Raw genomic sequence first — 26,225 nt, 5'->3', positions numbered from 1 at the left:
GGCCCGAGCTCATGAGTCTTGATGTGCGTGTGCTCGGGCCCGTCCGGCTGCTCGTCGGTGGTGAGCCGGTGGCGGTCGGCGGGCCCAAGCCGCGAGCGTTGCTTGCCGCGTTGACCGTCAATCGGCGGCGCGCGGTCGCCTCGGCCGCACTGGCCGACATGGTGTGGAACGAGGATCCGCCGGATTCCTACGCGGCGAGTCTGCAGGTGTTCGTCTCGAATATCCGCAAGGCGCTGCGGAATTCGGGTGTCGACCCGGCGCAGGTGTTGCGCACCGAGTCCTCGGGTTACCGCCTGGAGATCTCCGAAGAAGCCTGCGACATAGGCCGTTTCGAGGCGACCAGGGATGCGGCCGCCAAGGCCGCGGGCGTCGGCGATCACGCGGCGGCCGCGCAGTTGTTCGGTAACGCGCTGCGCGAGTGGAGCGGCCGGGCACTGTCCGACCTGGCGGGTCTGCAGTTCGCCGACGGCTTCGCCACCGCGATGGACGAGGAACGGCTGCTCGCCGTGTCCGCCCGCATCGACGCCGAGATCGTCTGCGGGCGTGCGTCTTCGGTGATCAGCGAGCTGGTCTCGATCACCAACGAGCATCCGCTGCGGGAACCTCTGTGGGGTCAGCTGATCACCGCGCTCTATCTCTCCGGACGTCAGGCCGATGCGCTGGACGCGTGCCGCAGGGTGCGCACCGTGCTTGCCGACGAACTCGGCATCGATCCCGGCCCCGCGCTCGTCGAGCTGGAGCAGCGGGTGCTGCGCCAGGAACCGTTGAACACCATGGAGTTCAAGCGCACCGAACGCATGGCCGCCGCGATGACCGAGACGGTCACCGAACTGCCGCGCTCGGTGCGCAGCGGTCAGTTGCGCATGCCGGACGGGCGGGTGCAGCCGATCGCGTTGGGCGGCATGCGGATCGGCCGGATGACCGACAACGATCTGGTGCTCGACGATCCGAAGGCCAGCCGCTACCACGCGCACATCATGCCGAGCCGGGCCGGGCTGCTGATCAAGGACCTGCATTCGGCCAACGGCGTGTACATCAACGAGGAGGCGATCGAGAGCGGCGCGTTGCTCGCCGACGGCGACGTCATCCGCATCGGCGCGACCATCCTGACGTTCCAGGCGTTGCAGTAGGCGCCTCGACGGGCGCTTGTGGACGTGTTCCGTCGCGGACGTGTTCCGTCGGAACCTGCGTGCGTCGCGTCGAAAACTGCGCGCGGCCGAAGCTGAACGCGTCAGTTGCAGGCGATGCCGTCGCCGTCGAAGTCCAGGTACGACGCGTACCCGGGCTCGCCGCGGTACAGCGGCCACGCGCCCTCGGCGCGCACCTGATCGCAGTTGGCGTAGTACCGGCGCGGGCGCTCGTCGTCGTCCTCCGGGGGCGGGACGTTGTCGCCCTTCGGTCCCGGGCGGTACGTCGGCCCTGGATCGGCGTCCCTCGGACCGGAGACCACCGAGAACGGCGTCGATTCGGCGATGGCGGGCGCGGCCATCCCCAGTAGGGTCACGGCGCCGAAAGTCGCGGCGGCGCATCGGCGTATCACTGAATTCCTCACCTACCCAACGTGCGCCGCCGGATGGAGTCCGTCAACCGCCGCGCGCCACCGTGGCGGAACGGTGCCGACGCGCGGTGCGCAGGCGCGGTCCGTCAGAGATCAGCCCGGACGGGCCCCTGTCCACGGGCGGCCGACACTCCTGTCCATGCGGGAGGTTTCGGAAAACACCGCTCGGTCTGTGGGGGTCGGCCGGTAGGGTCGATCCGATCTTGTGGAGCGTGAAACGTCGAGGGGTGTGTATGGCCAGGCGGCTGGTGGCCGCGGTCGGCGCCGTGGTGTTCGGCGCGGGCGCGTTGATGTACGGCGATCGGTCGCTCGCGCTGGCGACGCCCGAGCCGGGTATCGCGGCAGGTGTGCCGGGCAGTGGGCCGTGTGTGAGCGACCCTCGGCCGGTGCACGAGCCGCTCGTTCCCGAGACGCTCGAGGTGCCGATCCCCTATCCGGTGATCACCGTTGTGCCGCCGCGCCAGTCCGATCCCGCGCCGGTGCGCACCGACATGGCGCTGCCCGAAGACCCCTGTGTCAACCCGTGCCCCGATCTCACCGACGGTCCGCCGCCTCCGCCCAGCTTGGCCGGGCAGCTCGGCATTCCCGAAATTCTGTTGAACCCCCAGCCCTTCCACTTCGGGGTCCCTGGTCCCGGCCCGGATCCGGGTCCGGTCCCGCCGCCACCGCCGCGGGTCGACCCGCCTGTCGAAAACGCGGCACAGTCGCCCGCGCGTCCGGCGCCGCGCATCGCCGAGGTGCGCGAGGTGGCCAAGCAGACGGGCGCCAACTCGGTGAACCGCACCGACAAGCGCTGGCAGGTCGACGGCACCGATCTCGGCATCATGTGGGAGAGCGCGCCGGGCGAGATCGCTGTCGCGTTCGGCGACACGGTCGGGCGCGGTTTCCATCCGCCCGGCGGCATGGGCGGCGATTGGCGCAGCAATGTGCTCGCCTTCAGCACCGATCGCGAGCTCTCCGACGGCATGGTCTACGACCGAATGGTCACCGACGGCCGCTGCCACGCCGCCGAGGTGCTGTCCAGCCGCAAGCTCGACAACATCGAGATCACCACCATCCCGACTTCCGGTTTCGCGCTCGGCGACCGGCAATACCTGAGCTACATGTCGATTCGCACCTGGCACAGCCTGCCCGGCACCTTCTACACCAACTACGGCGGCATCGCCTACTCCGACGATCACGGCCAGACCTGGACCAAGGACCCGCACGCCCGCTGGGACAACATCTTCGGGCTCGCGAATTTCCAAGTGAGCGCCATGGTTCCGCACGGCGACCACGTGTACGTGTTCGGTACGCCCAACACCCGGCTCGGCGCCGTCGGCTTGGCCAGGGTCGCGAAGGACCAGATCCTCAACACCACCGCCTACCAGTACTGGCGGGACGGGCAGTGGACGCCGGTCGGCGGATCGGGCGGTGCGACACCGATCGTCGACGCGCCCGCCGGTGAACTCTCCGTCCGCTACGACGCGTCTCGCGACGTCTGGCAGATGAGTTACCTCGACACCTCGCGCGCGGCCATCGTTCTCCGCGAAGCGGATTCACCGCAGGGCGTGTGGTCCGCGGGAACGCCGACGGTCACCGTGCTCGACTATCCCGAGCTGTACGGCGGATTCCTGCACCCGTGGTCGACCGGTTCGGACCTCTACTTCAACATCACGACCTGGAGCGACTACAACGTCTACCTGATGCACGCCGCCATCGAGGAGTGAGAGCTCAGGAGAAGCGGACCTCGGCGACCGAACGGCCGAACAGCTTGCGGCCGTCCGAGGTGCCGGTGAGCACGATGGTGCCCGCGCGCCGCTCGGGATCGAGCGACTTGATCTTGCCGCTGAACTCGATCGTGCTCACCGCGTCGGGTCGCACGGGAACGTAACCGGAGAAGCGGACGCTGAACTTCTCGAAGGCCGTGGGATCGCCGAGCCAGGAGGTCAGGTACTCGGCGGCCAAGCCCATGGTCAGCATGCCGTGCGCTACGACGGTCGGCAGACCGACCAGCTCGGCGGCGCGCTCGCTGAAGTGGATCGGGTTGGGATCGCCCGCGACGCCCGCGTAGTTGGCCAGGTCGCCGCGGGTCAGCGTGGCGGTCCCGGCGGGCAGCTGGTCGCCGACGGACAGCTGATCGAAGTCCTGGACGGTGTGCACGGTCCGCGGCTGGGCGACGGGTGGGTGCTCGTTCGGGTCGGCCTCGATCGGGATGAGCACGCTGCTGTCGGAAGGCTCGCCCGTCCGGTGCGGCGGACGCGAGTGCATGAAGATCTTGTCGACCGCCTCGACCAGGTTCGGGTCCACCTCGGCGCCGCGGCGGGCCACGATCGTGGTCGAGCCGATCTGAGTGGTCTCGTCGTCCTGGTTCACCAGTTCGAACTTCACGGTGATGAAGTCGTTGTCGCCGAACTGCCGGACCGACTCGATCAGGATCTCGGTGCGAATGGTGTCACCGGCCAGAATCGGCCGGTGGATCTCGAAGGTCTGGTCGGTCTGCAAGATCTGGGTCAGGTCGTAGTCGGTGAGCACCTCGTCGAGCAGGGCCCTGGTGCCCGCGGTGCCGACCACGGAGGCGAAGGTGGGCGGGGCGACGATGCTGTCGTAGCCGATCTTGCGCGCGTCCGGTTCCGCGTGGTGCGCGTCGTGATAGTTCTGCACCGCGCGCGCGAACTCACGCACCTTCTCCCGGCCGACCTCGTAGTGGTCGCGAACCTGGAATCGTCGTCCCGCCAGTGCCGCCGATTCCTCGGCCCGCGGCTCCACCATCGTCTGCTCCCTGCCCATGATCCGGGCCATGCTACTGGCCGCGCCGGTCCGTTGACCAGGTAAGTGTGAGCACTGGCACCCGCTTACCCGGCTTGACGTTACGGGGTGCCCGCGGGCGGATCACAGACCTTCCAACCCGTGTCGGTTCGCTCCAAATCGAAGGTGCGCGCCGAACGCTTGCTCGGGTCCGCCTCGGTGTAGACGGTCGCCTGAGCGATGGCCGTGTTGTCGGTGATCCTGATCGCGTCGACGCTGTCGACCACCGGGATGTTCTTGCGCTCCTGGGAGAGTTGGTGCACGCCGGCGAACTGGTCGTCGGGAATGTTCTTGTAGAAGTCGTGCAGCGGGCCGCAGGTGCTGCCGCGCAGCGACGCGAGATCGCCGTCGCGCAGCGCGCTCGTGTAGTCGCCGATGGCGTCGCGGACCTTGTCCTCCTCGGTTTCGCTGCCCGTGAGCGCGAAGATGCCGACGACGACGAGTACCAGCACCGCGACTGCCGCGCCCGCCGCGAGCAGCAAGCGCTTGGAGCGGGGTGCGGGGGTGGCGTCGGTGGACGGAGCCGAGGTCGGCGGGGCCGGGGGGACGCGCTGGGGCTGGGCCATCGGGCGCGGCTGGGCCGGGGCGTTGGTCTGCGGTTGCGCTGCGCCCTTGGCCGGAGGCTGTCCCTGCGGCTGGGCCGGGGCCTTGGGCTGGGCAGGGCCCTGCGGCTGGGGTTGTGCCTGCGGGAAGGCTGAGCCCTTCGCCAGGGGTTGGGCCTGCGGGTGACCCGGAGCCTGTGCTTGTGGCTGGCCGGGCGCCTGCGGGTGGGCCGGGGCCTTGCCCAGCGGCTGTGGTTGACCCTGCGGGTGGGCCGGGGCGTTGGTCTGCGGTTGTGCCGGGCCGCCCTTGTCTCGAGGCTGGGTGTGCGGATGGGCCGAGGGGTGCGGCTGTGCTTGTGGCTGGCCGGGAGCCTTGGTTGCCTGCGGGTGGGCTTGGGCTTGCTGCTGGCCCTGCTTCGGCTGGCCTTGCTGTGGCTGAGCTTGCTGCTGGCCCTGCTGCGGCGGGCGCTGGCCCGGACCGTCGGTCAGCGACTGCGCGGGGCGGGTCGCATTCATATCGGCGGGCGACGGCGCGGATGCGGCCTGACGCGGCTGAGCGGTCGGTCGCGGCGGCGACGGCCGAGTGTCCTCGACCTCGTCGACTGCGGCGGGCCCGGTCGGCGGCGGACCCGAAGGACTCTGCTGACCAGCCTGTTTCGGTCCCGGCGCGGGACGAGGAGTGGTCGGCGGCTTCGACAGCGGCGGCCGCTGCCCCTGCACCCGATCGGTGCCCGCGGGCCGCTGAATCGGCAGTGCCATCGTCTTCGCGTCGTCGTCGCCCGCGTGCGGAACGATCGGCATCGCCATGGTCGCGGCATCGGCCCCGGCGACATCGGCCAGCTCGCCCTGCTCGCTCTGCGGCTCCCGCCGCATCACCACGGTCTGGGCATCCGCCCCACCCGACTCCGGCTCGTCCTCGTCGTCCTGCCCAACGAGATCGACCCGCCGCATGACCATGGTCTCGTAGTCGGCACTCGACGGCTGCCCGCCCTGCTGCTGGTCCGCAGCGGCCTGCGCCGCCCGATCCCGCGGAATCTCCGTGGTCTTGGCATCGGCCGCGGCCGGTTGCGCGGGAGCACCCTGAGCAGGCGCACTCTGCCCGGCCGCCGTCGTCTGCTGAGCGGAAGCGCCTTGTGCGGACGCTCCCTGACTGGTCGACGCTCCTCGCTCGGTGGAAGTGCCTTGCGTGGGCGTTCCTTGTCCGGCAGTCCTCGTCTGTTGAGCGGAAGCGCCTTGTGTCGCCGCGCCCTGTCCGGCTGCCGTCGTCTGCTGAGCGGAAGTGCCTTGCGTGGGCGCTCCCTGATTGGTCGACGCTCCTCGCTCGGTGGAAGTGCCTTGCGTGGGCGTTCCTTGTCCGGCAGTCCTCGTCTGTTGAGCGGAAGCGCCTTGTGTCGCCGCGCCCTGTCCGGCTGCCGTCGTCTGCTGAGCGGAAGCGCCTTGCGTGGGCGCGCTCTGTCCGGCCGCTGCGGTCTGCTGATCGGAGGCGCCTTGTGCGGACGCACCCTGACCGGCTGCCGGCTGCTGACTGGAAACGCCTTGCGCCGCCGCGCTCTGTCCGGCCGCTGCCGTCTGCTGAGCGGGAGCACTTCGTGTCGACGCACCCTGTCCAGCAGCAGCTCTCTGCTGCGCCCCACCTTGCTCGGCAGCCGCGCCTCGACCGGCAACCGCTTCCTGCCGAGCGCCACCGCCTTGCGCGGCAGCCGTCGGCGCGCCCGCGCCGGTCGATCGACCCGGCTCGGACGAGGTCGAGTCACGGCGCGGAATCTCGGTGGTCGCCGCGTCGAGCAAGCCAGACCGTTCGCCGCCGGTGCCAGTGCGGTCGTGGGGCGCGCCTTGCGGCGTGCTCGGTCGGTCGGCACCCGAACCGGCCTGCACTCCTCCGCCGGATTGGGTGTTCGTGCCCTGCGCTGCTCCGCCGGGCTGTGCGTTCGCGTCGGGCTGCGCGCCTTGGGGCAGCGTGCTCGGTCGGTCGGCCGCGCCCGCGGGGGTTACTGCGCCTGCGGTGGCCTGTGTTCCGCCACCGGGGGTGTTCGCGCCGGGCTGTGCGCCTTGCGGTGGGGTGGTCGGTCGGTCGGCTGCCGCACGCGCGGCGCCACCTGCACTCGCAGCGCCCGGTGCTTGTCCACCGGGGGTCTTCGCGCCAGGCTGTGCGCCTTGCGGTGACGTGCTCGGTCGGTCGGCTGCCGCACGCGCGGCGACATCCGCACTCGCAGCGGCCGGTGCTTGTCCACCGGAGGTGTTCGCGCCACGCTGCGCGCCTTGCGGCGGCGTGCTCGGTCGGTCGGCCGCGCTCGCGGGGGTTCCTGCGCCCGCGGTGGCCTGTGTTCCGCCACCGGGGGTCTTCGCGCCAGGCTGTGCGCCTTGCGTGCCCGGTCGGTCGGCCGCACCCGCGGGGGCACCTGCAGCCGCGGCGGCCTGCGTTCCTCCACCGGGCTGGGCCTTCGAATCGGACTGCGGGCTGGCGTCGGATCGGCTGCTCACAGCGGTTCGCGTGTCCGCGTCGGACCGCGCCTGCGCGGGCGTCCGAGCACCCGCACTCGCGGTGTCCGCGCTCTGCGGAAGCTCGGTCGTCGCGGCGTCCGCCGGTCCGGGCCGACCGGCGTTCGCTGCCCCGGACGCCTGTCCGCTCGCACGGCTCGGCTGTGGGGCGGGGGTCTCGTCCTGATCCCAGGCCGCGCCGAAACCGCCCCCGGTGATGATCCGCGACTGGTTCGCAGCCGCCGTGTCCCGCGCGGACTCGCCCGCCGAATCGGAGGCGTCCGAGGTCGATTCCGCGCCCCTCGGCGTGGCAGGCGTGGGCTGAGCAGGGGTGGTGCTCCGGGGGTCTTCCGGCACGACGGGACGCTGGTCGCGCGGGTCCCGCGCCTCCGCCTGATCGGCGGAACCGGCGTCGCGTGCCGGGTTCTTCTCGTCGTTCGGGTCGGACACCTACTACCCCTCGCTCCTGCGGATCTGTGAAGTCGACGCAAGCCTAATAGGCGCGGCCGACCAAGGGCCGTCAATAACCGACGCACTGCGGGCGGCCCGCGGGCGCCCCACCCCCACCGGCGTGCACAATGAACCGCATGACCTCGTTCGGTGATCTGCTCGGCCCGCAACCGGTACTGCTACCCGAAATCCCCGAGGCGGAAGACGCGCTGCTCGACAACGCCGATCCGGTGCAGGTCGCGGCCGCGCACCCGGCGGCGTCGATCGCCTGGGCGCATCTCGCCGAGGCCGCGCTGGAGCGGGGCGGCGCGGCGACGGCCGACGAAGTCGTGAACCACGACATCGTCGCCGCCTACGCCTTCGCCCGCACCGGCTACCACCGCGGCCTCGACCTGCTGCGCCGCAACGGCTGGAAGGGCTTCGGCCCGGTGCCGTGGAGCCACGAACCCAACCGCGGCTTCCTGCGCAGCGTCGGCGCGCTGGCCAGGGCCGCCAAGGCGATCGGCGAGACCGAGGAGTACGCGCGCTGCCTCGACCTGCTCGAGGACTGCGACCCGCGCGCCGCGGCGGAGCTCGGCCTCGACTGAGTCGTAGTTGATCGACCCCCAATCGCGTTTCGGCGTCGCCAAGGCGGGCGGCGCGGAACGTCTGCGCGGTGCGTGGGCTCGGCTGCGGTTGTCGGCGTTGCCGATCGTGCAGTGCGCGCTCGGCGCGGCGCTGGCCTGGTTCGTCGCGCACAACGTCATCGGCCATCCGCAGCCGTTCTTCGCGCCGACGGCCGCGGTCGTCTCGATCGGCATCTCGTTCGGCGCCCGGATGAAGCGCGCCATCGAGCTGGTCGTCGGCGTCGCGGTCGGCATCGGCATCGGCGACTTGTTCATCTCGAACGCGGGCACCGGTGTCTGGCAGATCGCGCTCGTGGTCGGGGTGGCCATGGCGCTGGCGGTGTTCCTCGACGGCGGTTCCATCATCACCATGCAGGCGGCCGGTTCGGCCGTGCTGGTCGCCACCTTGATGCCCCCTTCGGCGGGCGGCAGCTTCGATCGCATGATCGACGCGCTGGTCGGCGGCTTGGTCGGCGTGGTGATCGTGGCCGCGATCCCGCTGCATCCGGTGCGCCGCGCTCGCGAGCACGGCGCGGAAATCCTTGCGGTGATGGGCAAATCGCTGTCCCGGTGCGCCGACGGCCTGCTCGAACAGGATCAGGAGAAAATCCGCGAGGCGCTGTCGGCCGCCCGCGCGACGCAGTCGCAGATCGATTCGCTCCGCTCCACTTTGGAGGGCGGTCGCGAGATCAGCCGCATCTCGCCGCTGTACTGGAACTCGCGCGCACGCCTCGAACGCATCCGCGCCACCGCAGACCCGCTCGACAACGCGGTCCGCAATACCAGGGTGCTGCTGCGCCGTTCGCTCACTCTGGTGCGCGACGACGAGATTCTGGACCCGCGGCTCGTCGACGAGGTGGAGCGGCTCGCCCAGGCCGTCGAGGTGGTGCGCAAGATGATGCTCGCCGATCCGGGTGAACAGCCCGATCAGGCGGAGGCCGCCAGGGTGTTGCGCACGGTCGCGAAGGAAGCGCGTCCGGAACTGGTTGCGGGCGCGGGGCTTTCGGCGCACGTGGTGTTCGCGCAGGTCCGTTCGATCGTGGTCGACCTGATGCAGGTCTGCGGTATGAAGCGCATCTCGGCGATCGCGCTGTTGCCGCCGACCGTGCCGAATCCCTATGTGCGCCCGAAGGATTGACCGAGCTACTCAGCGGATTTCGGCCAACGACGCGGTCCGCGAAGCCTTCCTGCGCCGTCGCGACGCCGACGGGATGATCTTCGGGTAGTCCACTACTCGCGATCTCGCGCACCGCGCTCCATAACCTCGTTTCATGACCGCGACGACGAGGGGTGTCACGGTCGGACACTTCGCACGACGACGCGTCTCACCGGCCGAGATGGTGTGGTGGCCGGGGCGGGTAGGGACGGTATCGGCGTCGCGCGGAGCAGGTCGCCCGGTCTCGGCGAAGGCCGGGCGGCCATCGTTCTCAGAGCCAGAAACGCACCAGCCCAGCGCCTCTCGCGATCCACGACGACTCCACGCCGAACACCTCGCAGATGGCGTAGATGGCGTCGAAGAACGGTTCGTTGATCGCGGGCGTCAGGATCAGCGCGAACAGCAGCAGCATGCCGAGCGGCTTGAGCTGGTCCAGCGAGCGCCGGGTCTGGTAGCTCAGCGAGGGTTCGAGGATTCCGTACCCGTCGAGCCCGGGGATCGGCAGCATGTTCAACACCGCCGCGGTCACCTGGAGGAAGGCGAGGAACGCCAGCCCGTACCAGAACGCGGGATGCGAGGTCTGGCTGCCGAACACCTCCACGACGACGAGCAGCAGCACCGCGAACGCCGCGTTGACCGCCGGACCCGCGCCGCTGATCAGCCGCTGCATCCGCGGGCTGACGCTGTGCGTGTGCACGTACACCGCACCGCCGGGCAGACCGAATCCGCCGAGCGCGATGAACACCACGGGCAACACGATCGACAGCAGCGGGTGCGAGTACTTCAGCGGATTCAGCGTGAGATACCCGCGCAGCTCCACTTCGTGATCGCCTGCGCGCCAAGCCATGTACGCGTGCGCGAACTCGTGCAGGCACAGCGTCACGATCCAGCCGGCGACCACGAGCACGAAGACGCCGACCTTGGCCCGCGTCGAACCGTAGTCGGAGGCCCAGGCCAGCACGCCGCCCGCGAGGGTGATCGCGACGACGAGCAGGAAGACCGGACTCGGCCGAACCGCGCCGAGACCCGTTCGGCGTTGCGGGAGGGAGTAATTCATCGCACCAGTAGCCAGGTTTCGTTGTGCCGGTAGAAGGTCGAGCGCGGCACAGTGCGCTCGGTGAGAATGCCGTCGCGGGTCACCACCGCGCCCGGGGTCCCCAGTTGCGCGGCCCGGCCCTCGACCCACCGGCGCTTGCGCAGGCCCTTGCGCACGGTCGCCCGGACGCCTGGCATGTGCAGGGTGGGGGAGATGTGCATCGCGGTGACCTTGCCGGAGAACAGCTGGGTGTCGTCCACGTAGGCCTCGCCCTCCAGCTTGCCGCCCTCGGGTCCGGTGATGGTCGCCCGTCCGACCAGCACTTTTCCGGTGTCGTCGCGGATCAGCGGAGTCTCGCGCGCCTTGCCCTCGATCGCGCGCTTGGCCGCGGCGTTGCCGGTGCCGGTCTGGTAGGCGCGCGAGCCGTAGGTCTTGTCGATCGGCACGTATCCGATCTCGACGTGCAGCCGCTCGGTCCGCATCAGATGGGTCAGCACCGCGGCAAGCGCGGCGTCCTCGCCGAGCACGATCAAGCGCGGCAGGCTGTCGGCGGCGAGCACGGGAAGGAGTTCGTCGATCACCGCGGTGTCGGGGATTGCGGCCGTCACGGTTGTCGGCAGTGCGGCGAGGGCGATCGGGACCGGCGCGCCATCGCAGCGGAGAACATGGGTACTCAAACTGCCGTACACCCTCCTCGAATCCTGCCGGCTCGCCCCACCGGCTCCCTCGCACCTGTCGAGCGGGCACGCTGCCCCGGTCCGCCCGCAGCAACCATAGCCGTGTTCAACCCGTAGCGCCCGGGCCGAGTCGGCATTGTGACCGGCGCGGGGTGCCTTCCCCGGGGTGCCCTAGGCCATTCGGTAAACTGTGCTTCCGGCCACCGCCTCAGTACGGCAGGTAGCTGCAACACGGGTGTGTTGCGCGTCGAACCGTAGGAGACACCACCATGCCGGCAATCGTCCTCATCGGCGCCCAGTGGGGCGACGAGGGTAAGGGCAAAGCGACCGACCTGCTCGGCGGCAGACTGCAATGGGTGGTCCGATACCAAGGCGGCAACAACGCGGGCCATACCGTGGTGCTGCCGAACGGCGACAAGTTCGCGCTGCACCTCATCCCCTCCGGCATCCTGACCCCCGGTGTGCGCAACGTCATCGGCAACGGTGTCGTGGTGGATCCCGGTGTGCTGCTCGCCGAACTGGCCGGACTGGAGGACCGCGGCGTCGACACCTCGGGCCTGCTGCTCTCGGCCGACGCGCATCTGATCATGCCGTACCACGTGGCCATCGATAAGGTCACCGAGCGCTTCCTCGGCAACAAGAAGATCGGCACCACCGGCCGCGGCATCGGACCCTGCTACCAGGACAAGGTGGCGCGTGTCGGCGTGCGAGTCGCGGACGTGCTCGACGAGAAGATCCTCACCCAGAAGGTCGAGGCCGCCCTGGAGTTCAAGAACCAGGTGCTGGTGAAGATCTACAACCGCCGCGCGCTCGATCCGCAGCAGGTGGTGAACGAGGTGCTCTCCATGGCGGAGAGCTTCAAACACCGCATCGCCGATACCCGTTTGCAGCTCAACGAGGCCCTCGAGCGCGGAGAAACCGTGCTACTCGAGGGTTCTCAGGGCACCCTGCTCGACGTCGATCACGGCACCTACCCGTATGTCACGTCGTCCAACCCGACTTCGGGCGGCGCGGCCGTCGGTTCCGGCATCGGACCGAACAAGATCAACACGGTGCTCGGCATCCTCAAGTGCTACACGACCCGCGTCGGTTCGGGCCCGTTCCCGACCGAACTGTTCGACCAGTACGGCGAATTCCTCGCCAAGCAGGGCGGTGAGGTCGGCGTCACCACCGGCCGCGCGCGGCGCTGCGGCTGGTTCGACGCAGTGATCGCCCGGTACGCGACTCGCGTCAACGGCATCACCGACTACTTCCTCACCAAGCTGGATGTACTGTCCAGCTTGGACCGGGTACCGATCTGCGTCGCGTACGAAATCGATGGTAAGCGCGTGGACCAGATGCCCACCACCCAAACCGAGTTCCACCACGCCAAGCCGATTTACGAGGAAATGCCCGGTTGGTGGGAGGACATCTCGGGGGCGCGAACCTTCGAGGATCTGCCCGCCAACGCGCAGGCGTACGTGCGGCGGCTCGAGGAGCTCTCCGGCGCGCGAATCTCCTGCATCGGCGTCGGTCCGGGTCGAGACCAAACGATCGTCAGGCACGACGTCCTCGGCTGAACCACAGCGTTTTCCGACTCCGCGACGCGCGGAGCACGCCTGCCTTCGCGGTTCCCTTCGATCATGAACTGTGAAGAACTACAGTTAGAGCTATGGCTCGGAACTGGCCGATGATCGAGCGCGAGACCGAGTTCGAGGCGATTCGGTCCGCACTCACCGGCTCGACGTACGTGGGTGCCGTCCTGACCGGCGATGCCGGAGTGGGCAAGACGACGCTGGCGAGACAGGCGACCGCGGCGGTCGGCGGAAATATTCGGTGGGTAGCGGGCACGGAGTCGGCCCGCAGTATTCCGCTGGGCGTGTTCGCGCACATGGTCGGTGTCTACACGGCACACGACCCGGTGACGTTCATGTCCGCCGCGCGTGAGGCGCTGCTCGCCGACGGGCACACCATCATCGGCGTCGACGACGCCCATCTTCTGGACCAACTGTCCGCAACCTTGCTGTTGCAGTTGGCCATCGACAAGGCGGCCCACATCGTCGCCACCGTGCGCAGCGGGGTTCAGGTGCCCGACGCGGTGACCTCGTTGTGGAAGGACGGGCACCTGCTGCGCGTCGACCTGAACCCGTTCACCCAGCCGCAGAGCGTGGACCTGGTCGAGTCGATGCTCGGCGGTCAGCTCGAAGGTTTCACCGCCAATCTGATGTGGGAGTCCTCCGGCGGGAACGCCCTGTTCCTGCGGCACTTGGTGGAAGGAGCGCTGGAGGCGGGCACCCTGCGCCAGGTGAACGGCGTCTGGCAGCTGCGCGGACGCGCCGCGGTGACCTCGGAATTGGCTGCGCTGCTGGAGGATCGGGTCGAGCAGTTGCCCGAGCAGGTGCTGCGGGTGCTGGAACTGCTCACCTTCTGCGAGCCGATCGATCTCGACGTGCTCGCCGAGCTCGCCGGTGAGGACGCGGTGGAGGCCGCCGAAACCCGCGGTGTGATCCGGGTCGTGGAGAACTCGCACCAGCTCATCGTGCGCTACAACCATCCGCTGTTCGGCGAGGTCATCCGGCGCAGGTTGGGCATCGCGTCGGCGCGGCGGCTGCGCGGCAGGCTGTACTCCTCGCTCAAGGAGCGGCGCATCAACTCCGCCGCCGACCGCATCCGGTTGGCCGAATTGGCCTTGGACAGCGACAAATCCGCCGATCTCGAGCTATTCGAGGCAGCAGCCGCCGACGCCATCGGCTTGGCCAATCTGCCGCTCGGCGAGCGGTTCGCCAGGGCCGCGGTGGAGCGGCGCGGCGGGGTCGAGTCGGCCGATCTGCTGGCCAGGGCGCTGCTGTGGCAGGGGCACCGGATCGAGGCCGAGCGCACGCTCGCCAGCTTCGACGCCGATCAGCTCAACGAGGTGCAGCTGGCCCGGTGGGGCAGCACCCGAGTGTCGAACTTGTTATGGGCCATGGGCGATGCCGATCGCGCCGACGAGGTGCTCGCCGATATTCGGGCCAGGGTGCATCATCCGAAGATCATCGCCACGTTGGGCGGACTCGCCTCGGCGTGCGCGGTGAACGAGAACCGCATCGAGGACGCGTTCACCGAGGCGGAGGCGGTGATGACCGCGAAAGGCGCTCCGCCGTGGGCGGTCTGGTGGGCTTCGTTCGGCGGCGGGCTGGCGCTGGCGCTGATGGGCAAGGCCGAAGCGGCCAGGCAGTACGCCGCGCGCGGGCACGAGGTGGAGCGCGAGATCGACGGGCTCAACCGATTCATGTCCACCCACGCCGAGGTGCTCGCGCTCATCTACAGCGGTGAGTTCGAAGCGGCGAGGCGTTGCGCCACACCGTATTTCGGCTACACTGCGCCGGGGCAGTATCTGGCGTGGGGCATGTCGAAGATCCTGCAGGGCACCGTCGACGTGGCGCAGGGGCGTTTCATCGACGGCATAGAACATTTGGAGCAGGCGCTCGCCGCGCTGACCACCGAAGGCGCGGCGGCGTGGTTGTTCCCCGCGAGAATCCGCCTGGCGGAAGCCTATTCGGCATTGGGGCGCGCGCACGACGCCGCCGAGTCGGTGGCCGAGGCGGCGCGGCGCGGCGGTCGGCACAGTGCGGTCTACGAGCCGCAGCTGGAGATCGCCAAGGCTTGTGTCGCGGGCGCCGAGGGCACCGTCACTCCGGCGGTACAGCTGGCGATCGGCGCCGCCGACTCGGCCGCCCGCTCGCACCAGCACGCGATCGAGGCGATGGCGCTGCACACCGCGGCCCGCTTCGGCGACCACTCGGTGGCCGGTCGGCTCGCGGACCTCGCGGCTCGGGTGGACGGCAGGCTGGTGCAGATCCAAGCCAAACACGCGGTGGCGCTCGCCGCCCACGACGGGCCCGGACTCGACGACGCCGCAAGCGAATTCGAGGCCCTCGGCGCGGTGCTCTCGGCCGCCGACGCCGCCGCCCAAGCCGCGTCCGCGCACGAACGAGCGGGCGACCGTCGCCGCCTCCTCGAATCCGCCTCCGCCGCCAACCGTCTCGCCGCGGCCTGCGGCGGCGCCGCCACCCCCGCCCTGCGCAAGGCAGCCCAACCCCTACCCCTCACCGCCCGCGAACGCGAGATCGCGAACCTCGTCGCCGCGGGCCTGTCGAACCGCCAGATCGCCGACCGCCTCACCGTCTCGGTCCGCACCGTCGAGGGCCACCTCTACCGGGCGTGCATCAAGATGGACGTCACCGACCGCGAGTCGCTCGGGGCGTTGATGCGTGGTGAGTCGTCCGCCTGAGATTCCGCGCGGCGCTGACCGGAACTTGGCTGTGCCGCCGCACCTCCGCCCAGTTGGGCGTGACCACTACTGCATCGAGTGCGGTGGGGTCAGGGGGGTACGGTCAGCACTGAGCGAGCGAGGAGGGCTGTCGAGGATGGCGCGGTGGGTAGTGGCGGTGGGGGCGGCGGTTGCGCTCGCGGTGGTGCCCGGTTGCGCCGAGACGGGTGAACCCGTGCCGTCCAGTGCGGTGGTGAGTACCGCGCCCGCTCTGAATCCTCAGCAGGAGCGCAATCGGCGCATCCACGAGCGGCTGCTCGAACTGGGGTGCACGACCAACAGCTGCATTCAGACGTATTTCGCCTGTATGGACGGGTACCTCACCGGCGAGGCATGCGAGTTCTACCGGCAGCATCCGCCGGAGCAGTGAAGTCCTCGGTGCTCGCTTCGCGGAGGGCGCCAAAGTCGTCGTCGGCACCGACGCGGTGCGAGCAAGGCCGCAGAATGCTCGGGTCCGAGACGGGTGGACCGAGCGGGCGGTCCCGCGCGTTCGGTGCTCGGTACCGTGAGCTGTGCTTTCGACAGCCCACCCGGAGGCGCTTGGCGCGTGGTCGAGTTTCGGCGACCACCGGGTTTGCCTCGGCCGCGTCGGGCCGTCACGGCTGTAGACGGCACCCCCGCCCGCGGATTCATCGCTGCGTCCCGGTGAGGAATTCACCCGCCGCCGGGGCGAGGATGTCGATCTTCGGATCGTGGCTGAGTTTGGCCAGTTCGCGGTGCTCGGCGCGGGGCAGCACCGCCGCGATGGCCTTGGCGCCGTTCTTCAGCAGCGCGGCACTGTCGGCGCCCGCGACGACCAACGTCGGGACCGTGACGTCCGACCAGTCGGCCGCGCGCAGCTTCTCACCGCGCATGTACGGGCGCATCACCGCCCAGTCGTGCGCGGTCGAATTCGCCGTCGCCTTCAGGTTCTTCCAGAACGGCGTGATGCGCATGGCCGTCACCATCGTCCACGGAACGCCCATGGCCTTGGACATGTACAACCGCACCGTCTTGTCGCGTTTGTCGGCGGCGATCAGTTCGTGCAGCCGGACGTCCAGGTCCGCGGGCGGAACGTGCCCGGATCGATCGACCACGAACGGCGGCTCGAACGCCACGACTTTCGTCACACCGGGCACCCGCCCCGACCCCGCCGCGAGCAGCGCGAGCACCGCACCCGAAGACCACCCGAACAGCGCCGCCGACCCGCCCGCGGCCTGCATCAGCGCCGCGATGTCCTCGATCTCGTTGGTCACGTCGTAGACGCCGGGCGAGTCCCCGCTGTCGCCGCGACCTCGCCGGTCGTAATTGATGACGGTCAAGCCGTGCTCGGCCAACGCCTCCGAGAGCTGCACCATCTTCGGGAATTTCCGATACCCGAACGCGCCGCCGATCAGGATCACCGTCCCGGCCGTGCCGTCGCCGATGCGATCGAACGCGATCGTCGTCCCGTCCGCCGAAGTGACTGTTTCCATGTCTGCGCTCCTTTTCGCTCAGCCGTGGGATGGCGCACCGAACCCATCGCAACCCGCAACGCTATCCGCCGCCAGTGCGTAGGACGCCGCAACCCGTCAATCGGCCGGCTCGCGGAACCTCAGAACAGCGTCGGCTCCCCGAACCCCGGCGTGCGCTCGATCTCCAGCAGGCGCTCCTTGGTGGAGATCCCGCCCGGCGCGGAGAATCCGTGCAGCGCGTTGTCCGCGGCGAGCACGCGGTGGCACGGGATGATGAGGGGAATCGGGTTGCGCCCCAAGGCTTGTCCTACCGCTTGGGCGCCGCCGGGCGCGCCGACGCGGTCAGCGACCTGGCCGTAGCTGAGGGTATGGCCGGGATCGATGGCGCGGGTCACCGCGTAGACCGCGCGGTGGAACTCCGGAATCGTGCTGGTGTCCAGCGGAATCCAGCGCAGATCGTCCAGCTCGCCCGCGAGGTGCGCGCGGATGCCCGCGATGGCCTCGGCGATCACGGCGGTCGGCTCGCCCTCCGGCACCTCGCTGCCCGCTCGCCACCGGGTGATGCGGGCGCGAGTGGCCGCCTGGTCCGCCTCGGGCAGTTGGAAGCGGAACACGGCGTCGTCGCTCCACGCGATCGCGCAGACGCCGATCGCGGTGTCGAACAGTGCCGCGGCGGCCTGGCGAGCGGACTCACTCATACCGTCAGTGTGCACCCCGGCACCGACACATCCGCGGGCAGCCGTCGATCAGGCCAGTTTCCGAGAACTGGCCTGAAAGCCGCTTCGGCAAAGGTCAGAGGCTCGCCGGACGCCGGAAACCTGCGGCGCCGCTGTCGGCGAAACCTCCGGCTTCGGCCTTCCTGCACGGCCGTCGACGGCGGCCAGGGCCGGTGAATCGTTCGGCCGAGGCTCGTCGGCACGGCTGTGGATGGCCGCCAGATCCGAGTATTGCCGCAGCTCTTCGTAGTGCGCGACACCGGAGTTGGTGATCGATTCGAGCGGACGGAACCGCTCGAGCGCGAACAGGTTCTTGGTCCGTTTCGGCGAGTAGTGGTAGATCGCGTAGCAGAACGCGGTGACGACGAGGAAGGTGAGCAGAGCGGTCATACTGGACACGTTCCGCCAACTGGCCTTGCCAATAAATATCCAATCCCTTAATACTGGACTGTATGGCGACACGAGTGATCGGCGCGGCCAGCCTGGCCCGCGACTTGGGCAACTGGCGCAGCGCCGGTGACGATGACCCCGCCCGGCGCGCGGCCCGCCCGGCGTACCTGGCGCTGGCCGAAGGAATCCGGCTGCTCATCCACGACGGGCGCGCGCCGCTCGGCGTCGCACTGCCGAGCGAACGCGATCTCGCCACCACCCTCGGCGTCAGCCGGACCACCATCACGTCCACCTACGCGCTGCTGCGCGAACACGGCTACCTGATCAGCCGCCAGGGCTCGCGCAGCACCGTGGCCCTGCCCCCTGCCGTGCCGCACGACGGCACCAAACCGGCGCGCAGCATCCTGGCGCTGATGGCGCAGCCCGAGCTGACCACCATCGACATGACCTACGCCGCGATGGCCGCGCCGCGCGAGATGCAGGACGCGTATTCCGCCGCACTGCAAGGGATTCCGGCCTACCTCGGGACCCACGGCATGGACCCCGTTGGCGTGCTCGCGCTACGCGAGGCGGTGGCCCGCCGGTACACCGAGCGTGGGCTGCCCACCGAGCCGGACCAAATCCTCATCACCCTCGGCGCCCAGCACGGCCTGCGCCTGCTGCTCAACGTGCTCACGGCGCCGGCCGCGCGGGTGCTGATCGACCACCCGACCTACCCCAACGCCATCGAGGCCATCCGCGATGTCGGTGCGCGTCCCGTCCCGGTTCCGCTGCTGCCGGAGAGCCCGCACTCGGGCTGGGATCTCGACGGAATCCGCAGCGCCGCAAGGCAAACCGCCGCCACCTTGGCCTACCTGGTGCCGGACTTCAACAACCCGACCGGCATGCTGCTCGACGCCGAGGGGCGCGCGGAACTGGCCGCCATCGCCCGCGAGACCCGTATGACGGTCGTCGTCGACGAGTCGATGGTCGACCTCGGCCTGGATGTGGACACCCTGCCGCCCCCGGTCGCCGCGTTCGCCAAGAATTCCGAGATCGTCACCATCGGTTCGGCATCCAAGTCGTTCTGGGGTGGTCTGCGCGTCGGCTGGATTCGCACCAACCAGACGCTGATCACCAAGCTGCTCGGTATCCGCTCCACCGTCGACCTCGGCACCCCGGTGATGGACCAGCTCGCCACGGTGCACCTGCTTGAGAACGCCGACGCCATCCTCGACCGCCGTCGCGACCAATTGCGTAGCCAGCGCGCGGCTTTGCTCGACGCGCTGGCCGAGGAGCTGCCGGACTGGCGGGTCAGCGCGGGCGTCGGCGGGATGTCGGTCTGGGCGCAGCTGCCGGCTCCGGTCTCCACCGCGCTCGCCGCCACCGCGCCCAACCACGGCGTATTGCTCGCCGCCGGACCGCGTTTCGGTGTCCAGGGCGCTTTCGAGCGGTTCCTGCGGCTGCCGTTCACCCACCAGGAGGCGGAGCTTCGGTTGGCGGTGAAAGCCGTTGCCTCCGCCTACGAAGGGCTGACCCCGCGCGCGGCCGATCCGCTGAATCCGCTCACCTGCTACTGAGTCTCGGCGGCGAACCGGCGCGAAAAGCGAACGCCCCGTGGCCGATCGACCACGGGGCGTTCACCAACGAAATATCAATCCGCCCAAACGGATTCGATCGGCGTCGCCTCGGTCGGCGGCGGTGTCGGAACGGCCGCCGGGGTGCGTGAGAAGCGCGGGGCGGGCGCGTGCTGCACCACGCCGTCGATGTCGACGAGTCCGTTGCGCGCCGCGATGTGCGCGTTCTCGGTGGCCTCGGTCAGCGTGAGCACCGGGGTGGTGCACGCGTCGGTGCCCTCGAAGATCGCCGCCCACTCGTCGCGGGTCTTGGTCTTGAACTTCTCCGCGAACAGCTTCTTCAGCTGGTCCTGACCGTTCGGGTCGATCTGCATCGGCAGGCCTTCGGGATCGATCTCCAGGCCCTTCAGCAGCTCGGCGTAGAACTGCGGCTCGATCGCGCCGACCGCCATGTACTTGCCGTCGGAGGTCTCGTAGGTGTCGTAGAAGGCCATGCCGGTGTCGAGCAGGTTGGTGCCGCGCTCGTCGGACCACAGGCCGACACCGCGCATGCCCCAGATCATGTGCGAAAGAGCAAGCGCGCCATCGATCATCGCGGCGTCGATCACCTGGCCCTTGCCCGAGTTCTGGCGTTCCACCAGCGCGGCGAGGATGCCGAACACGAGGAACATCGAGCCGCCGCCGAAGTCGCCGACCATGTTCAGCGGCGGTACCGGGCGCTCGCCCTTGCGGCCGATCGCGTTCAGCACGCCGGTCAGCGAGATGTAGTTGATGTCGTGGCCCGCGCGGTCGGCCAGCGGGCCGTCCTGACCCCAGCCGGTCATCCGGCCGTAGACCAGCCGCGGATTGCGCGCCAACGCCTCGTCGGGGCCGAGACCCATGCGCTCGGTGACGCCGGGACGGAAGCCTTCGATCAGCACGTCGGCCTTCTCGATCAGCCCGAGCACCTTCTCGATGTCGGCCGGATCCTTCAGGTTCGCCTCGACGATGGTCCGCCCACGCCACTGCGGACGCTCCATGAACCCGGGCAGCATGTTCGGCCGCTGCACCCGCACCACGTCGGCGCCGAGGTCGGCCAGCAACAGTGCGGCATGCGGACCCGGGCCGATTCCGGCCAGCTCGACAACTTTGATGCCCGCGAGCGGGCCCTGCTTGGTGGCGGTGGATGGTGTGGTCACGCCCTACCTCGGTTCGTCGTTGATCCCTGCGCACCGCCGGGCGGTGCGGTCCCCCGGGCAGCGCCCGCGGATGTATTGACAGTATGACAATAACGCCGCCGACCGGAACCCTCCGTCGTGCACCGCAGTGCGGGGTAGGCGAGAATCCAAGCAGCGTGCCGATGCGCTGAAACGGGAGGAATCAGCAGTGAGCGAGCGAATCATGTGTCAGCGCACCGCGCGCACACCGGAGCGGGGGACCGCGGCATGAGTGTCGGGGGCGAGGTCGTCATCGGCCTGCTGATCCTGGTGGGCCTGCTCGGCATCATCGTTCCGATTCTGCCCGGGGTGATCCTGGTCTTCGGCGCGATTCTGGCCTGGGCGATCATGACCGGCGGCGCGACGGCGTGGACCGTTTTCGCGATCAGCACGGTCTTCCTGGTGCTCTCCGGGATCATCAAGTACACCTGGCCCGGCCGGAAGATGAAGGACGCGGGCGTCTCCAACCGCGCGCTGTTCCTCGGCGCGGTGCTCGGCATCGTCGGCTTCTTCGTCATCCCGGTCGTCGGCCTGTTCGTCGGCTTCGTACTCGGCGTCTATCTCTCCGAACTCCAACGCCTCGGCCACAACCAACCCGCCTGGCAAGCAACCAAACACGCCCTCAAAGGCGTCGGCCTCTCCATGCTGATCGAACTCCTCGGAGCCCTCCTCGCCACCGCCACCTGGCTCACCGGCGCCTTCCTCGCCTAACTCCCACACACCCCGTCTACGCCTCACACAGCCACCGCCTGTGTGAGGCGTATGCGGGGTGTGTGGCAGCACGGTTTTCCCCAAGGCGGGACTTGTCCACAGGGGCGGCTGGATCAGGGGGTGGGCGGGTGTGCCGAGGGTGATGATCGAACCATGGACGCGCCCCTCCCGATATCCCGATGTCGTGCGGTGACCGAAGGGTTCACCGATCGGGAGCTGCACGGACCGATGTGGCGGCGGGTGCACCGCGGTGCGTACATCCGTGCCGAGCAGACCGAGGGGCTGCGCCTCGAAGAGCGCCACTTGGTGCTGACCCGGGCCGTCGCGGAGGGCGCGAGTCGCGAGGCGGTGGTGAGCCACGTGTCGGCTTCGGTCGCGCACGGATTGACGCACTGGAAGGTCCCGTTGGCCCGAGTCCACCTGACGCGCGATCGTTCCACCGGCGGTCGCGTCACCCCTCGGGTCACGGTGCATTCGACGCGCACCGATCCGGACGAAGTGGTGCGGATCGGCGAACTCCGCGTGACCAGCGTGGCCAGAACCGTTGTCGACTTGGCCCGCACTGTTCCATTCGAGCAAGCGGTAGTCATCGGCGACAGCGCACTACGGCTCGGAAAGACCACTCGCGCAGAGTTGTCCGACCAACTCGCGCGAGCAACCGGCCGTCCGGGAGCACCCGCCGCGCGTCGGGTCGTCGACTTCTTGGACGGGCGCTCGGAGAGCGCGGGCGAGTCACGGAGCCGCGTTGCCATGCATGCCGCAGGACTGCCCAGTCCGGAGCCGCAAGCCATCCTCGAATCCCCGACCGGGCGATTCATCGGCCGCGTCGACTTCTTGTTTCCCGAACTCGGCGCCATCGGCGAATTCGACGGCCTCGTCAAATACGGTGCGGCCCTGCGCGGCTCGCGCACGCCCGAGGAAGTAGTCATCGCCGAGAAGGCCCGCGAGGACGAGCTACGCGCCCTCGGCTGGATCGTCGTCCGCTGGACCTGGAACGACCTCGACAACCCCGCGTCTTGGCTGACCCGCCTCACCCGCGCCGCAACGATCACCACCCCCGCCCACCGCCTCGGCACCTGGACACCGGCGGAGCGAATCTGATGCCGCCACAGAGCCCGTGCACGTCTCACATAGGCGGTGGCTATGTGAAACGTGCAGAAGGTTTGTGCCAGCGAGGTGTGGGCTCGAAGGTGAGGTGTCGGGTAACGGAGTTGGTCGCTCGCCCGACTGACTCGGTGGAGGCCGTCGGTCGGTCGCCGATGCACCCCGGCATGATCGAGACCGTCGGTATCGCAACAGAGCTCGTAGAACACCGTCCAACGATTGAACGGAGTACGCGCATGAAGCGCACGATGCACTACCTGGCTGCCACCGCCCTCCTCGGCGCGGGCTTGGCCGTCGCCGCAGCGCCCGCCCAAGCCGACCCCGGCCCCTGTCAGCTCGGGTGGTCGAACGTCGGGCCTCGCTCGTGCGTGCAGAACAACTTCAACCTCGCCCCGGTCTTCACACTCGGCAACGGTGTGTGCGTCGGCATCTTCTCGGTCGGCGGCACCTCCTTCGACGGCCCGCTCAACGAATACTCCGAGGCTCCCGGTGCGACGCACGCGGTCAGCGTGCGCATCACCCCTGGATTCTCTCCGATCGGGACGTGGGGTCCGCAGTTGCTCGCCTGCGACGTCACCGCGGTGGTCGACTGGCACAACTTGGACACCGGCCAGCGGGGCAGCGTCAGCCGCTTCGTCCCCGCTTGGCAGCGTTCCAGCCCGACCATCGTCGTCGCGGACACCGGTCCCGGACGGGTTCAGCTCACCGTGCGAACCGACCGGCCCTCGATCCCGGCGACGTCGGAAGTGTTCGTGCCGTAAGCCTTCTCGCACCCCGCACGTCGTTGTCGTCGCCGTGCGGGGGGACCGGGTTCAGCTCAGGGCGTGATCGAGGTCGGCGAGCAGATCTTCCACGTCCTCGAGTCCGACGGAGATGCGGACGACCCCGTCGGAGAGGCCGATGGTGGCGCGACCCTCCGGGCCCATGGCGCGGTGGGTCGTGGTGGCCGGGTGCGTGATCAGGGTCTTGGAGTCGCCGAGGTTGTTGGAGATGTCGACGATCCGCAACCTGTTCAGCACCTCGAAGGCGCGCTTCTTGGCTTCGTCGGCCGGTGCGTTCAGCTCGAAGGTGACCACCGTGCCGCCGCCGGACATTTGGCTGCGGGCCAGGTCGTACTGCGGATGCGATTCCAGGAACGGGTATTTCACCCAGCTGACCGACTTGTTGGTCTCCAGGAAGCGCGCGATCCGCAGCGCCGACTCGGTGCTGTGGCGCACCCGAAGCGGCATCGTCTCCAGCCCCTTGAGCAGGGTCCACGCGTTGAACGGGCTCAGCGCGGGGCCGGTGTGGCGCATGAGCGTCTTCACCGGACCGTCGATGTACTCCTGGGAGCCGAGGATGGCGCCGCCGAGGACGCGGCCCTGGCCGTCGATGTGCTTGGTGCCGGAGTAGACGATGACGTCGGCGCCGAGTTCGAAGCCCTTCTGCAACAGCGGAGTCGCGAAGACGTTGTCCAGCACCACTTTCGCGCCAGCGGCGTGCGCGAGCTCGGTCACTCGGCGCACGTCGACGAGCGTCTGCATCGGGTTGGCCGGGGTCTCGAAGAACACCGCCGTGGTCGGCACCGAGAGCGCCTGCTCCCACTGGTCGAGGTCTTCACCGTCGACGAACACCGTCTCCACGCCCCAGCGCGGCAGGATCTCGTTGCACACCACGAAGCAGGAGCCGAACAGGCTGCGCGCGGCCACCAGCCGATCGCCGGCCTTCAGCAGCGCACCGAGCGCCGTGAACACCGCCGACATGCCGCTCGCGGTCGCGAACGCCGCCTCGGCGCCGTCGATCAGCCGGATCCGCTCCTCGAACATGGCGACCGTCGGGTTGCCGTAGCGGGAGTAGACGAAGTGCTCCACCTCGCCGGTGAACGCCGCCTCGGCCGCCTCCGCGCTCTCGTAGACGAAACCGGAAGTCAGATACAGCGCCTCGGCGGTCTCCTCGAAACCGGAGCGGCGCAGGCCGCCGCGCACGCCGAGGGTGGCCGGGCCGACGCCCTCGGGCAGCGGCTTGTCGAACGCGCCGCCGGTGATCACGACTGCCTCCACGGCAGGCCGGTGGCGCGCCAGCCGGTGGCGCCGCGATGTCCGGACGCGTCGAGCGAGCCCTCGAAGCCCTCGATCACGTTGTAGGAGGGCCCGATGCCCAGCCGGGTCGCCACGGTCGCCGCGTGCGCGGAGCGCTGGCCGGAGCGACACAGGAAGACGACGGGCGCCTCCGGGTCGCGACCCTCGAGCGCCTTGCTCAGCTGGTCGGTGAACTCCGGGTTGGGCGCGCCGGTGCCGTCCACCCACTCGATCAGCACGGTGGGCCGCTCGATCGAACTGGTGTCGGGCACTCCGACGAAGCGCCATTCCGCTTCGGTGCGCACGTCCACCAGGACAGCGGCGGGGTTGTCGCGCAACACCTCCCACGCCTGCTGCGGGGTGATGTCACCGGCGTAACTCATCTCGAACCTCCTGTGAATCCGCACTTGCCGCACCTGGTTCGGTGCGCGGCCAGGTCGTCACCCGGAGCACCCCACCGCGGAGGAGGGTTGCCGACCAGCTGAGCCGGGGCTTGGCGCTGGTTCTCATGACCTAGGGACTGAGATTGCCTGCACCGAGGTCACCGTGTCAAACATTGCAGACGAGCCATTTGTCGTCCGTGCGGGTGAGGTTCCAGGTCGCCGTGTACTCCGTGCCGTCGACCTTGGTGGTCACGGTGGCCTTGGCCCGGTCGCCGTTGAGGGTCTGATCGGTGACGGCTATGAGTTCGATTGTCTTACCGGTGCCTTCCTGCCCGGCCAACGGCGACTTGGCGGGGTCGAAATCGGGGCAGCCGGTACCAGGTGGCGGCACCATGTCGGTGTTGTTCGCGCCCTCGACGAAGTTGCCGACGGCGCCCGCGATCTTCTCGGCTTCTGTGACATTTTTCTCAGCGGGCGAGAGCGCGCCGCCTAGCCCGATGGCCACCAGCACGATGACGGCCAGTACGGCCGCGGCAAGGAACGGCGCGATGGAGCGCTTGTCGGTCTGATCGACCTCGATCGGTTCGCCTTCGTCGGGGGACTTCTGCTCGGTCATGGATCGATCATCCCTGGTCGGCGGGGGTATCCGACGTCCGGCCCCCGCGCGCGAAGCACCGGCCCGTTCCGCCCCGCTATGGTGGGAAGCGGGTCCGTGCGGCGCCGAGCCCGCGAAGGCGGGCATACATCCAGTTCATCGCACCGGCGGGGCCGACAACCGGTAGCACGGATAGAATCGCGAGATTGAGACCTGCTGCCATAGCCAAATGGCAGTTCACCGTCGTAGCGATCTGGGGACCGTGGAGCCACGAGCCAGCATCACCAGAGTTCGTGGCGCCGGGTGCCGACAAGCGGTTCGTCAACTTAGCCTAAGCTAAGACGGACGCCATTGAACGTTTCGACCATAAGGGTGCGCGTAAGAGATGACCGAACAGAGTGCAGCGACCCGCCCGCTCCGCATCGCGATCGTGGGCGCAGGACCGGCCGGGATCTACGCCGCCGACGCGTTGATGAAGTCCGATGCCGATGTGAGCATCGACCT

The 26,225-nt window shown here is 69.2% G+C and carries 23 protein-coding genes and 1 riboswitch; of the genes, 11 read left to right on the top strand and 12 right to left on the bottom strand.

Translation table 11 applies throughout. The features are described from left to right. The first annotated feature begins 11 nt into the window (after nucleotides 1-11). Nucleotides 12-1,130 (top strand): BTAD domain-containing putative transcriptional regulator, encoded by a 1,119-nt coding sequence (locus tag T333_RS01195; protein ID WP_354998614.1) that lies wholly within the window; start codon nucleotides 12-14, stop codon nucleotides 1,128-1,130. A 101-nt stretch (nucleotides 1,131-1,231) separates the two neighbouring features. Here the strand turns inward: T333_RS01195 and T333_RS01190 are convergent, their stop codons facing one another. Continuing rightward, nucleotides 1,232-1,504: an excalibur calcium-binding domain-containing protein gene (locus tag T333_RS01190; RefSeq protein WP_354998615.1), complete on the bottom strand. Its 273-nt coding sequence runs from the start codon at nucleotides 1,502-1,504 to the stop codon at nucleotides 1,232-1,234. 287 nt (nucleotides 1,505-1,791) lie between these two features. Between T333_RS01190 and T333_RS01185 the strand changes: the two genes are divergently transcribed. Beyond that, complete coding sequence (locus T333_RS01185) at nucleotides 1,792-3,267, top strand: glycoside hydrolase family 183 protein (RefSeq protein WP_496423458.1); 1,476 nt, start codon at nucleotides 1,792-1,794, stop codon at nucleotides 3,265-3,267. A 4-nt stretch (nucleotides 3,268-3,271) separates the two neighbouring features. Here the strand turns inward: T333_RS01185 and T333_RS01180 are convergent, their stop codons facing one another. Both T333_RS01180 and T333_RS01175 read right to left on the bottom strand, forming a co-directional pair. Then, nucleotides 3,272-4,309: a fused (3R)-hydroxyacyl-ACP dehydratase subunits HadA/HadB gene (locus T333_RS01180; protein ID WP_496423457.1), complete on the bottom strand. Its 1,038-nt coding sequence runs from the start codon at nucleotides 4,307-4,309 to the stop codon at nucleotides 3,272-3,274. A 98-nt stretch (nucleotides 4,310-4,407) separates the two neighbouring features. Next, nucleotides 4,408-5,838 (bottom strand): Rv0361 family membrane protein, encoded by a 1,431-nt coding sequence (locus T333_RS01175; RefSeq protein ID WP_496423456.1) that lies wholly within the window; start codon nucleotides 5,836-5,838, stop codon nucleotides 4,408-4,410. A gap of 2,114 nt (nucleotides 5,839-7,952) precedes the next feature. Here T333_RS01175 and T333_RS01170 point away from each other — a divergent pair. Further along, on the top strand, nucleotides 7,953-8,402 hold the full coding sequence (locus tag T333_RS01170) for a DUF3151 domain-containing protein (protein WP_354998619.1): 450 nt from the start codon (nucleotides 7,953-7,955) through the stop codon (nucleotides 8,400-8,402). A gap of 7 nt (nucleotides 8,403-8,409) precedes the next feature. Then, a complete protein-coding gene (locus T333_RS01165; protein ID WP_354998620.1) occupies nucleotides 8,410-9,558 on the top strand; it encodes an FUSC family protein in 1,149 nt (382 codons plus the stop codon). A 289-nt stretch (nucleotides 9,559-9,847) separates the two neighbouring features. Here the strand turns inward: T333_RS01165 and T333_RS01160 are convergent, their stop codons facing one another. Further along, nucleotides 9,848-10,633, bottom strand: a complete 786-nt coding sequence (locus tag T333_RS01160; RefSeq protein ID WP_354998621.1) for a site-2 protease family protein — start codon at nucleotides 10,631-10,633, stop codon at nucleotides 9,848-9,850. Then, a complete protein-coding gene (locus T333_RS01155) occupies nucleotides 10,630-11,289 on the bottom strand; it encodes a hypothetical protein (protein ID WP_354998622.1) in 660 nt (219 codons plus the stop codon). The genes T333_RS01160 and T333_RS01155 overlap by 4 nt, the downstream gene beginning before the upstream one ends. A 269-nt stretch (nucleotides 11,290-11,558) precedes the next feature. Here T333_RS01155 and T333_RS01150 point away from each other — a divergent pair, with 269 nt between their 5' ends. The 3 genes from T333_RS01150 (at nucleotide 11,559) to T333_RS01140 (ending at nucleotide 15,950) form a co-directional block, all read left to right on the top strand. Then, entirely contained in the window at nucleotides 11,559-12,848 is a 1,290-nt protein-coding gene (locus T333_RS01150) for an adenylosuccinate synthase (RefSeq protein ID WP_097246601.1), read from the top strand. A 92-nt stretch (nucleotides 12,849-12,940) separates the two neighbouring features. After that, entirely contained in the window at nucleotides 12,941-15,541 is a 2,601-nt protein-coding gene (locus T333_RS01145) for a helix-turn-helix transcriptional regulator (protein ID WP_354998623.1), read from the top strand. Between the two features lie 136 nt (nucleotides 15,542-15,677). After that, nucleotides 15,678-15,950, top strand: a complete 273-nt coding sequence (locus T333_RS01140) for a hypothetical protein (protein ID WP_357253119.1) — start codon at nucleotides 15,678-15,680, stop codon at nucleotides 15,948-15,950. A gap of 259 nt (nucleotides 15,951-16,209) precedes the next feature. On the opposite strand, the gene T333_RS01135 is transcribed toward T333_RS01140, so the two are convergent. From T333_RS01135 to T333_RS01125, 3 genes are all read right to left on the bottom strand, one after another. Further along, nucleotides 16,210-17,034: an alpha/beta fold hydrolase gene (locus T333_RS01135; RefSeq protein WP_496423455.1), complete on the bottom strand. Its 825-nt coding sequence runs from the start codon at nucleotides 17,032-17,034 to the stop codon at nucleotides 16,210-16,212. A 119-nt stretch (nucleotides 17,035-17,153) separates the two neighbouring features. Next, nucleotides 17,154-17,711: a methylated-DNA--[protein]-cysteine S-methyltransferase gene (locus T333_RS01130; RefSeq protein WP_354998626.1), complete on the bottom strand. Its 558-nt coding sequence runs from the start codon at nucleotides 17,709-17,711 to the stop codon at nucleotides 17,154-17,156. 48 nt (nucleotides 17,712-17,759) lie between these two features. Beyond that, nucleotides 17,760-18,119, bottom strand: a complete 360-nt coding sequence (locus tag T333_RS01125) for a hypothetical protein (RefSeq protein WP_496423454.1) — start codon at nucleotides 18,117-18,119, stop codon at nucleotides 17,760-17,762. Between the two features lie 62 nt (nucleotides 18,120-18,181). Here T333_RS01125 and yczR point away from each other — a divergent pair, with 62 nt between their 5' ends. Then, complete coding sequence (yczR, locus tag T333_RS01120; RefSeq protein WP_354998628.1) at nucleotides 18,182-19,678, top strand: MocR-like transcription factor YczR; 1,497 nt, start codon at nucleotides 18,182-18,184, stop codon at nucleotides 19,676-19,678. 74 nt (nucleotides 19,679-19,752) lie between these two features. Here the strand turns inward: yczR and T333_RS01115 are convergent, their stop codons facing one another. Then, nucleotides 19,753-20,853: a CaiB/BaiF CoA transferase family protein gene (locus T333_RS01115; protein WP_354998629.1), complete on the bottom strand. Its 1,101-nt coding sequence runs from the start codon at nucleotides 20,851-20,853 to the stop codon at nucleotides 19,753-19,755. Nucleotides 20,854-21,099: 246 nt separating this feature from the next. On the opposite strand from T333_RS01115, the gene T333_RS01110 reads away from it, so the two are divergent. The 3 genes from T333_RS01110 (at nucleotide 21,100) to T333_RS01100 (ending at nucleotide 23,447) form a co-directional block, all read left to right on the top strand. After that, complete coding sequence (locus T333_RS01110; RefSeq protein WP_354998630.1) at nucleotides 21,100-21,582, top strand: DUF456 domain-containing protein; 483 nt, start codon at nucleotides 21,100-21,102, stop codon at nucleotides 21,580-21,582. A gap of 189 nt (nucleotides 21,583-21,771) precedes the next feature. Further along, nucleotides 21,772-22,683, top strand: coding sequence for a hypothetical protein (locus tag T333_RS01105; protein ID WP_496423453.1), 912 nt, complete (start codon nucleotides 21,772-21,774; stop codon nucleotides 22,681-22,683). Nucleotides 22,684-22,922: 239 nt separating this feature from the next. Beyond that, nucleotides 22,923-23,447 (top strand): hypothetical protein, encoded by a 525-nt coding sequence (locus T333_RS01100; RefSeq protein ID WP_354998632.1) that lies wholly within the window; start codon nucleotides 22,923-22,925, stop codon nucleotides 23,445-23,447. Nucleotides 23,448-23,498: 51 nt separating this feature from the next. On the opposite strand, the gene T333_RS01095 is transcribed toward T333_RS01100, so the two are convergent. The 3 genes from T333_RS01095 to T333_RS01085 form a co-directional block, all read right to left on the bottom strand. Further along, nucleotides 23,499-24,713 (bottom strand): O-succinylhomoserine sulfhydrylase, encoded by a 1,215-nt coding sequence (locus tag T333_RS01095; protein ID WP_496423452.1) that lies wholly within the window; start codon nucleotides 24,711-24,713, stop codon nucleotides 23,499-23,501. Continuing rightward, entirely contained in the window at nucleotides 24,710-25,126 is a 417-nt protein-coding gene (locus tag T333_RS01090) for a rhodanese-like domain-containing protein (RefSeq protein WP_354998634.1), read from the bottom strand. Before T333_RS01090 ends, T333_RS01095 begins: the two co-directional genes overlap by 4 nt. Nucleotides 25,127-25,141: 15 nt before the next feature. After that, a riboswitch (SAM riboswitch) is annotated at nucleotides 25,142-25,257 on the bottom strand. Nucleotides 25,258-25,292: 35 nt separating this feature from the next. Then, entirely contained in the window at nucleotides 25,293-25,742 is a 450-nt protein-coding gene (locus T333_RS01085; protein ID WP_496423451.1) for an Rv0361 family membrane protein, read from the bottom strand. Nucleotides 25,743-26,225: the final 483 nt, after the last annotated feature.

The sequence above is a fragment of the Nocardia sp. CNS-044 genome (genome assembly GCF_059570515.1).
This window is presented reverse-complemented; position numbering and strand designations above follow the sequence as displayed.

What these genes read in the sequence shown, in the direction of transcription:
- T333_RS01085 (WP_496423451.1), bottom strand. Translation starts at nt 25,742, where the DNA reads ATGACCGAGCAGAAGTCCCCCGACGAAGGCGAACCGATCGAGGTCGAT.
- T333_RS01145 (WP_354998623.1), top strand. Translation starts at nt 12,941, where the DNA reads ATGGCTCGGAACTGGCCGATGATCGAGCGCGAGACCGAGTTCGAGGCG.
- T333_RS01110 (WP_354998630.1), top strand. Translation starts at nt 21,100, where the DNA reads ATGAGTGTCGGGGGCGAGGTCGTCATCGGCCTGCTGATCCTGGTGGGC.
- T333_RS01160 (WP_354998621.1), bottom strand. Translation starts at nt 10,633, where the DNA reads ATGAATTACTCCCTCCCGCAACGCCGAACGGGTCTCGGCGCGGTTCGG.
- T333_RS01135 (WP_496423455.1), bottom strand. Translation starts at nt 17,034, where the DNA reads ATGGAAACAGTCACTTCGGCGGACGGGACGACGATCGCGTTCGATCGC.
- T333_RS01175 (WP_496423456.1), bottom strand. Translation starts at nt 5,838, where the DNA reads ATGCGGCGGGTCGATCTCGTTGGGCAGGACGACGAGGACGAGCCGGAG.
- T333_RS01185 (WP_496423458.1), top strand. Translation starts at nt 1,792, where the DNA reads ATGGCCAGGCGGCTGGTGGCCGCGGTCGGCGCCGTGGTGTTCGGCGCG.
- yczR (WP_354998628.1), top strand. Translation starts at nt 18,182, where the DNA reads ATGGCGACACGAGTGATCGGCGCGGCCAGCCTGGCCCGCGACTTGGGC.
- T333_RS01150 (WP_097246601.1), top strand. Translation starts at nt 11,559, where the DNA reads ATGCCGGCAATCGTCCTCATCGGCGCCCAGTGGGGCGACGAGGGTAAG.
- T333_RS01195 (WP_354998614.1), top strand. Translation starts at nt 12, where the DNA reads ATGAGTCTTGATGTGCGTGTGCTCGGGCCCGTCCGGCTGCTCGTCGGT.
- T333_RS01170 (WP_354998619.1), top strand. Translation starts at nt 7,953, where the DNA reads ATGACCTCGTTCGGTGATCTGCTCGGCCCGCAACCGGTACTGCTACCC.
- T333_RS01125 (WP_496423454.1), bottom strand. Translation starts at nt 18,119, where the DNA reads ATGACCGCTCTGCTCACCTTCCTCGTCGTCACCGCGTTCTGCTACGCG.
- T333_RS01180 (WP_496423457.1), bottom strand. Translation starts at nt 4,309, where the DNA reads ATGGTGGAGCCGCGGGCCGAGGAATCGGCGGCACTGGCGGGACGACGA.
- T333_RS01130 (WP_354998626.1), bottom strand. Translation starts at nt 17,711, where the DNA reads ATGAGTGAGTCCGCTCGCCAGGCCGCCGCGGCACTGTTCGACACCGCG.
- T333_RS01090 (WP_354998634.1), bottom strand. Translation starts at nt 25,126, where the DNA reads ATGAGTTACGCCGGTGACATCACCCCGCAGCAGGCGTGGGAGGTGTTG.
- T333_RS01100 (WP_354998632.1), top strand. Translation starts at nt 22,923, where the DNA reads ATGAAGCGCACGATGCACTACCTGGCTGCCACCGCCCTCCTCGGCGCG.
- T333_RS01140 (WP_357253119.1), top strand. Translation starts at nt 15,678, where the DNA reads ATGGCGCGGTGGGTAGTGGCGGTGGGGGCGGCGGTTGCGCTCGCGGTG.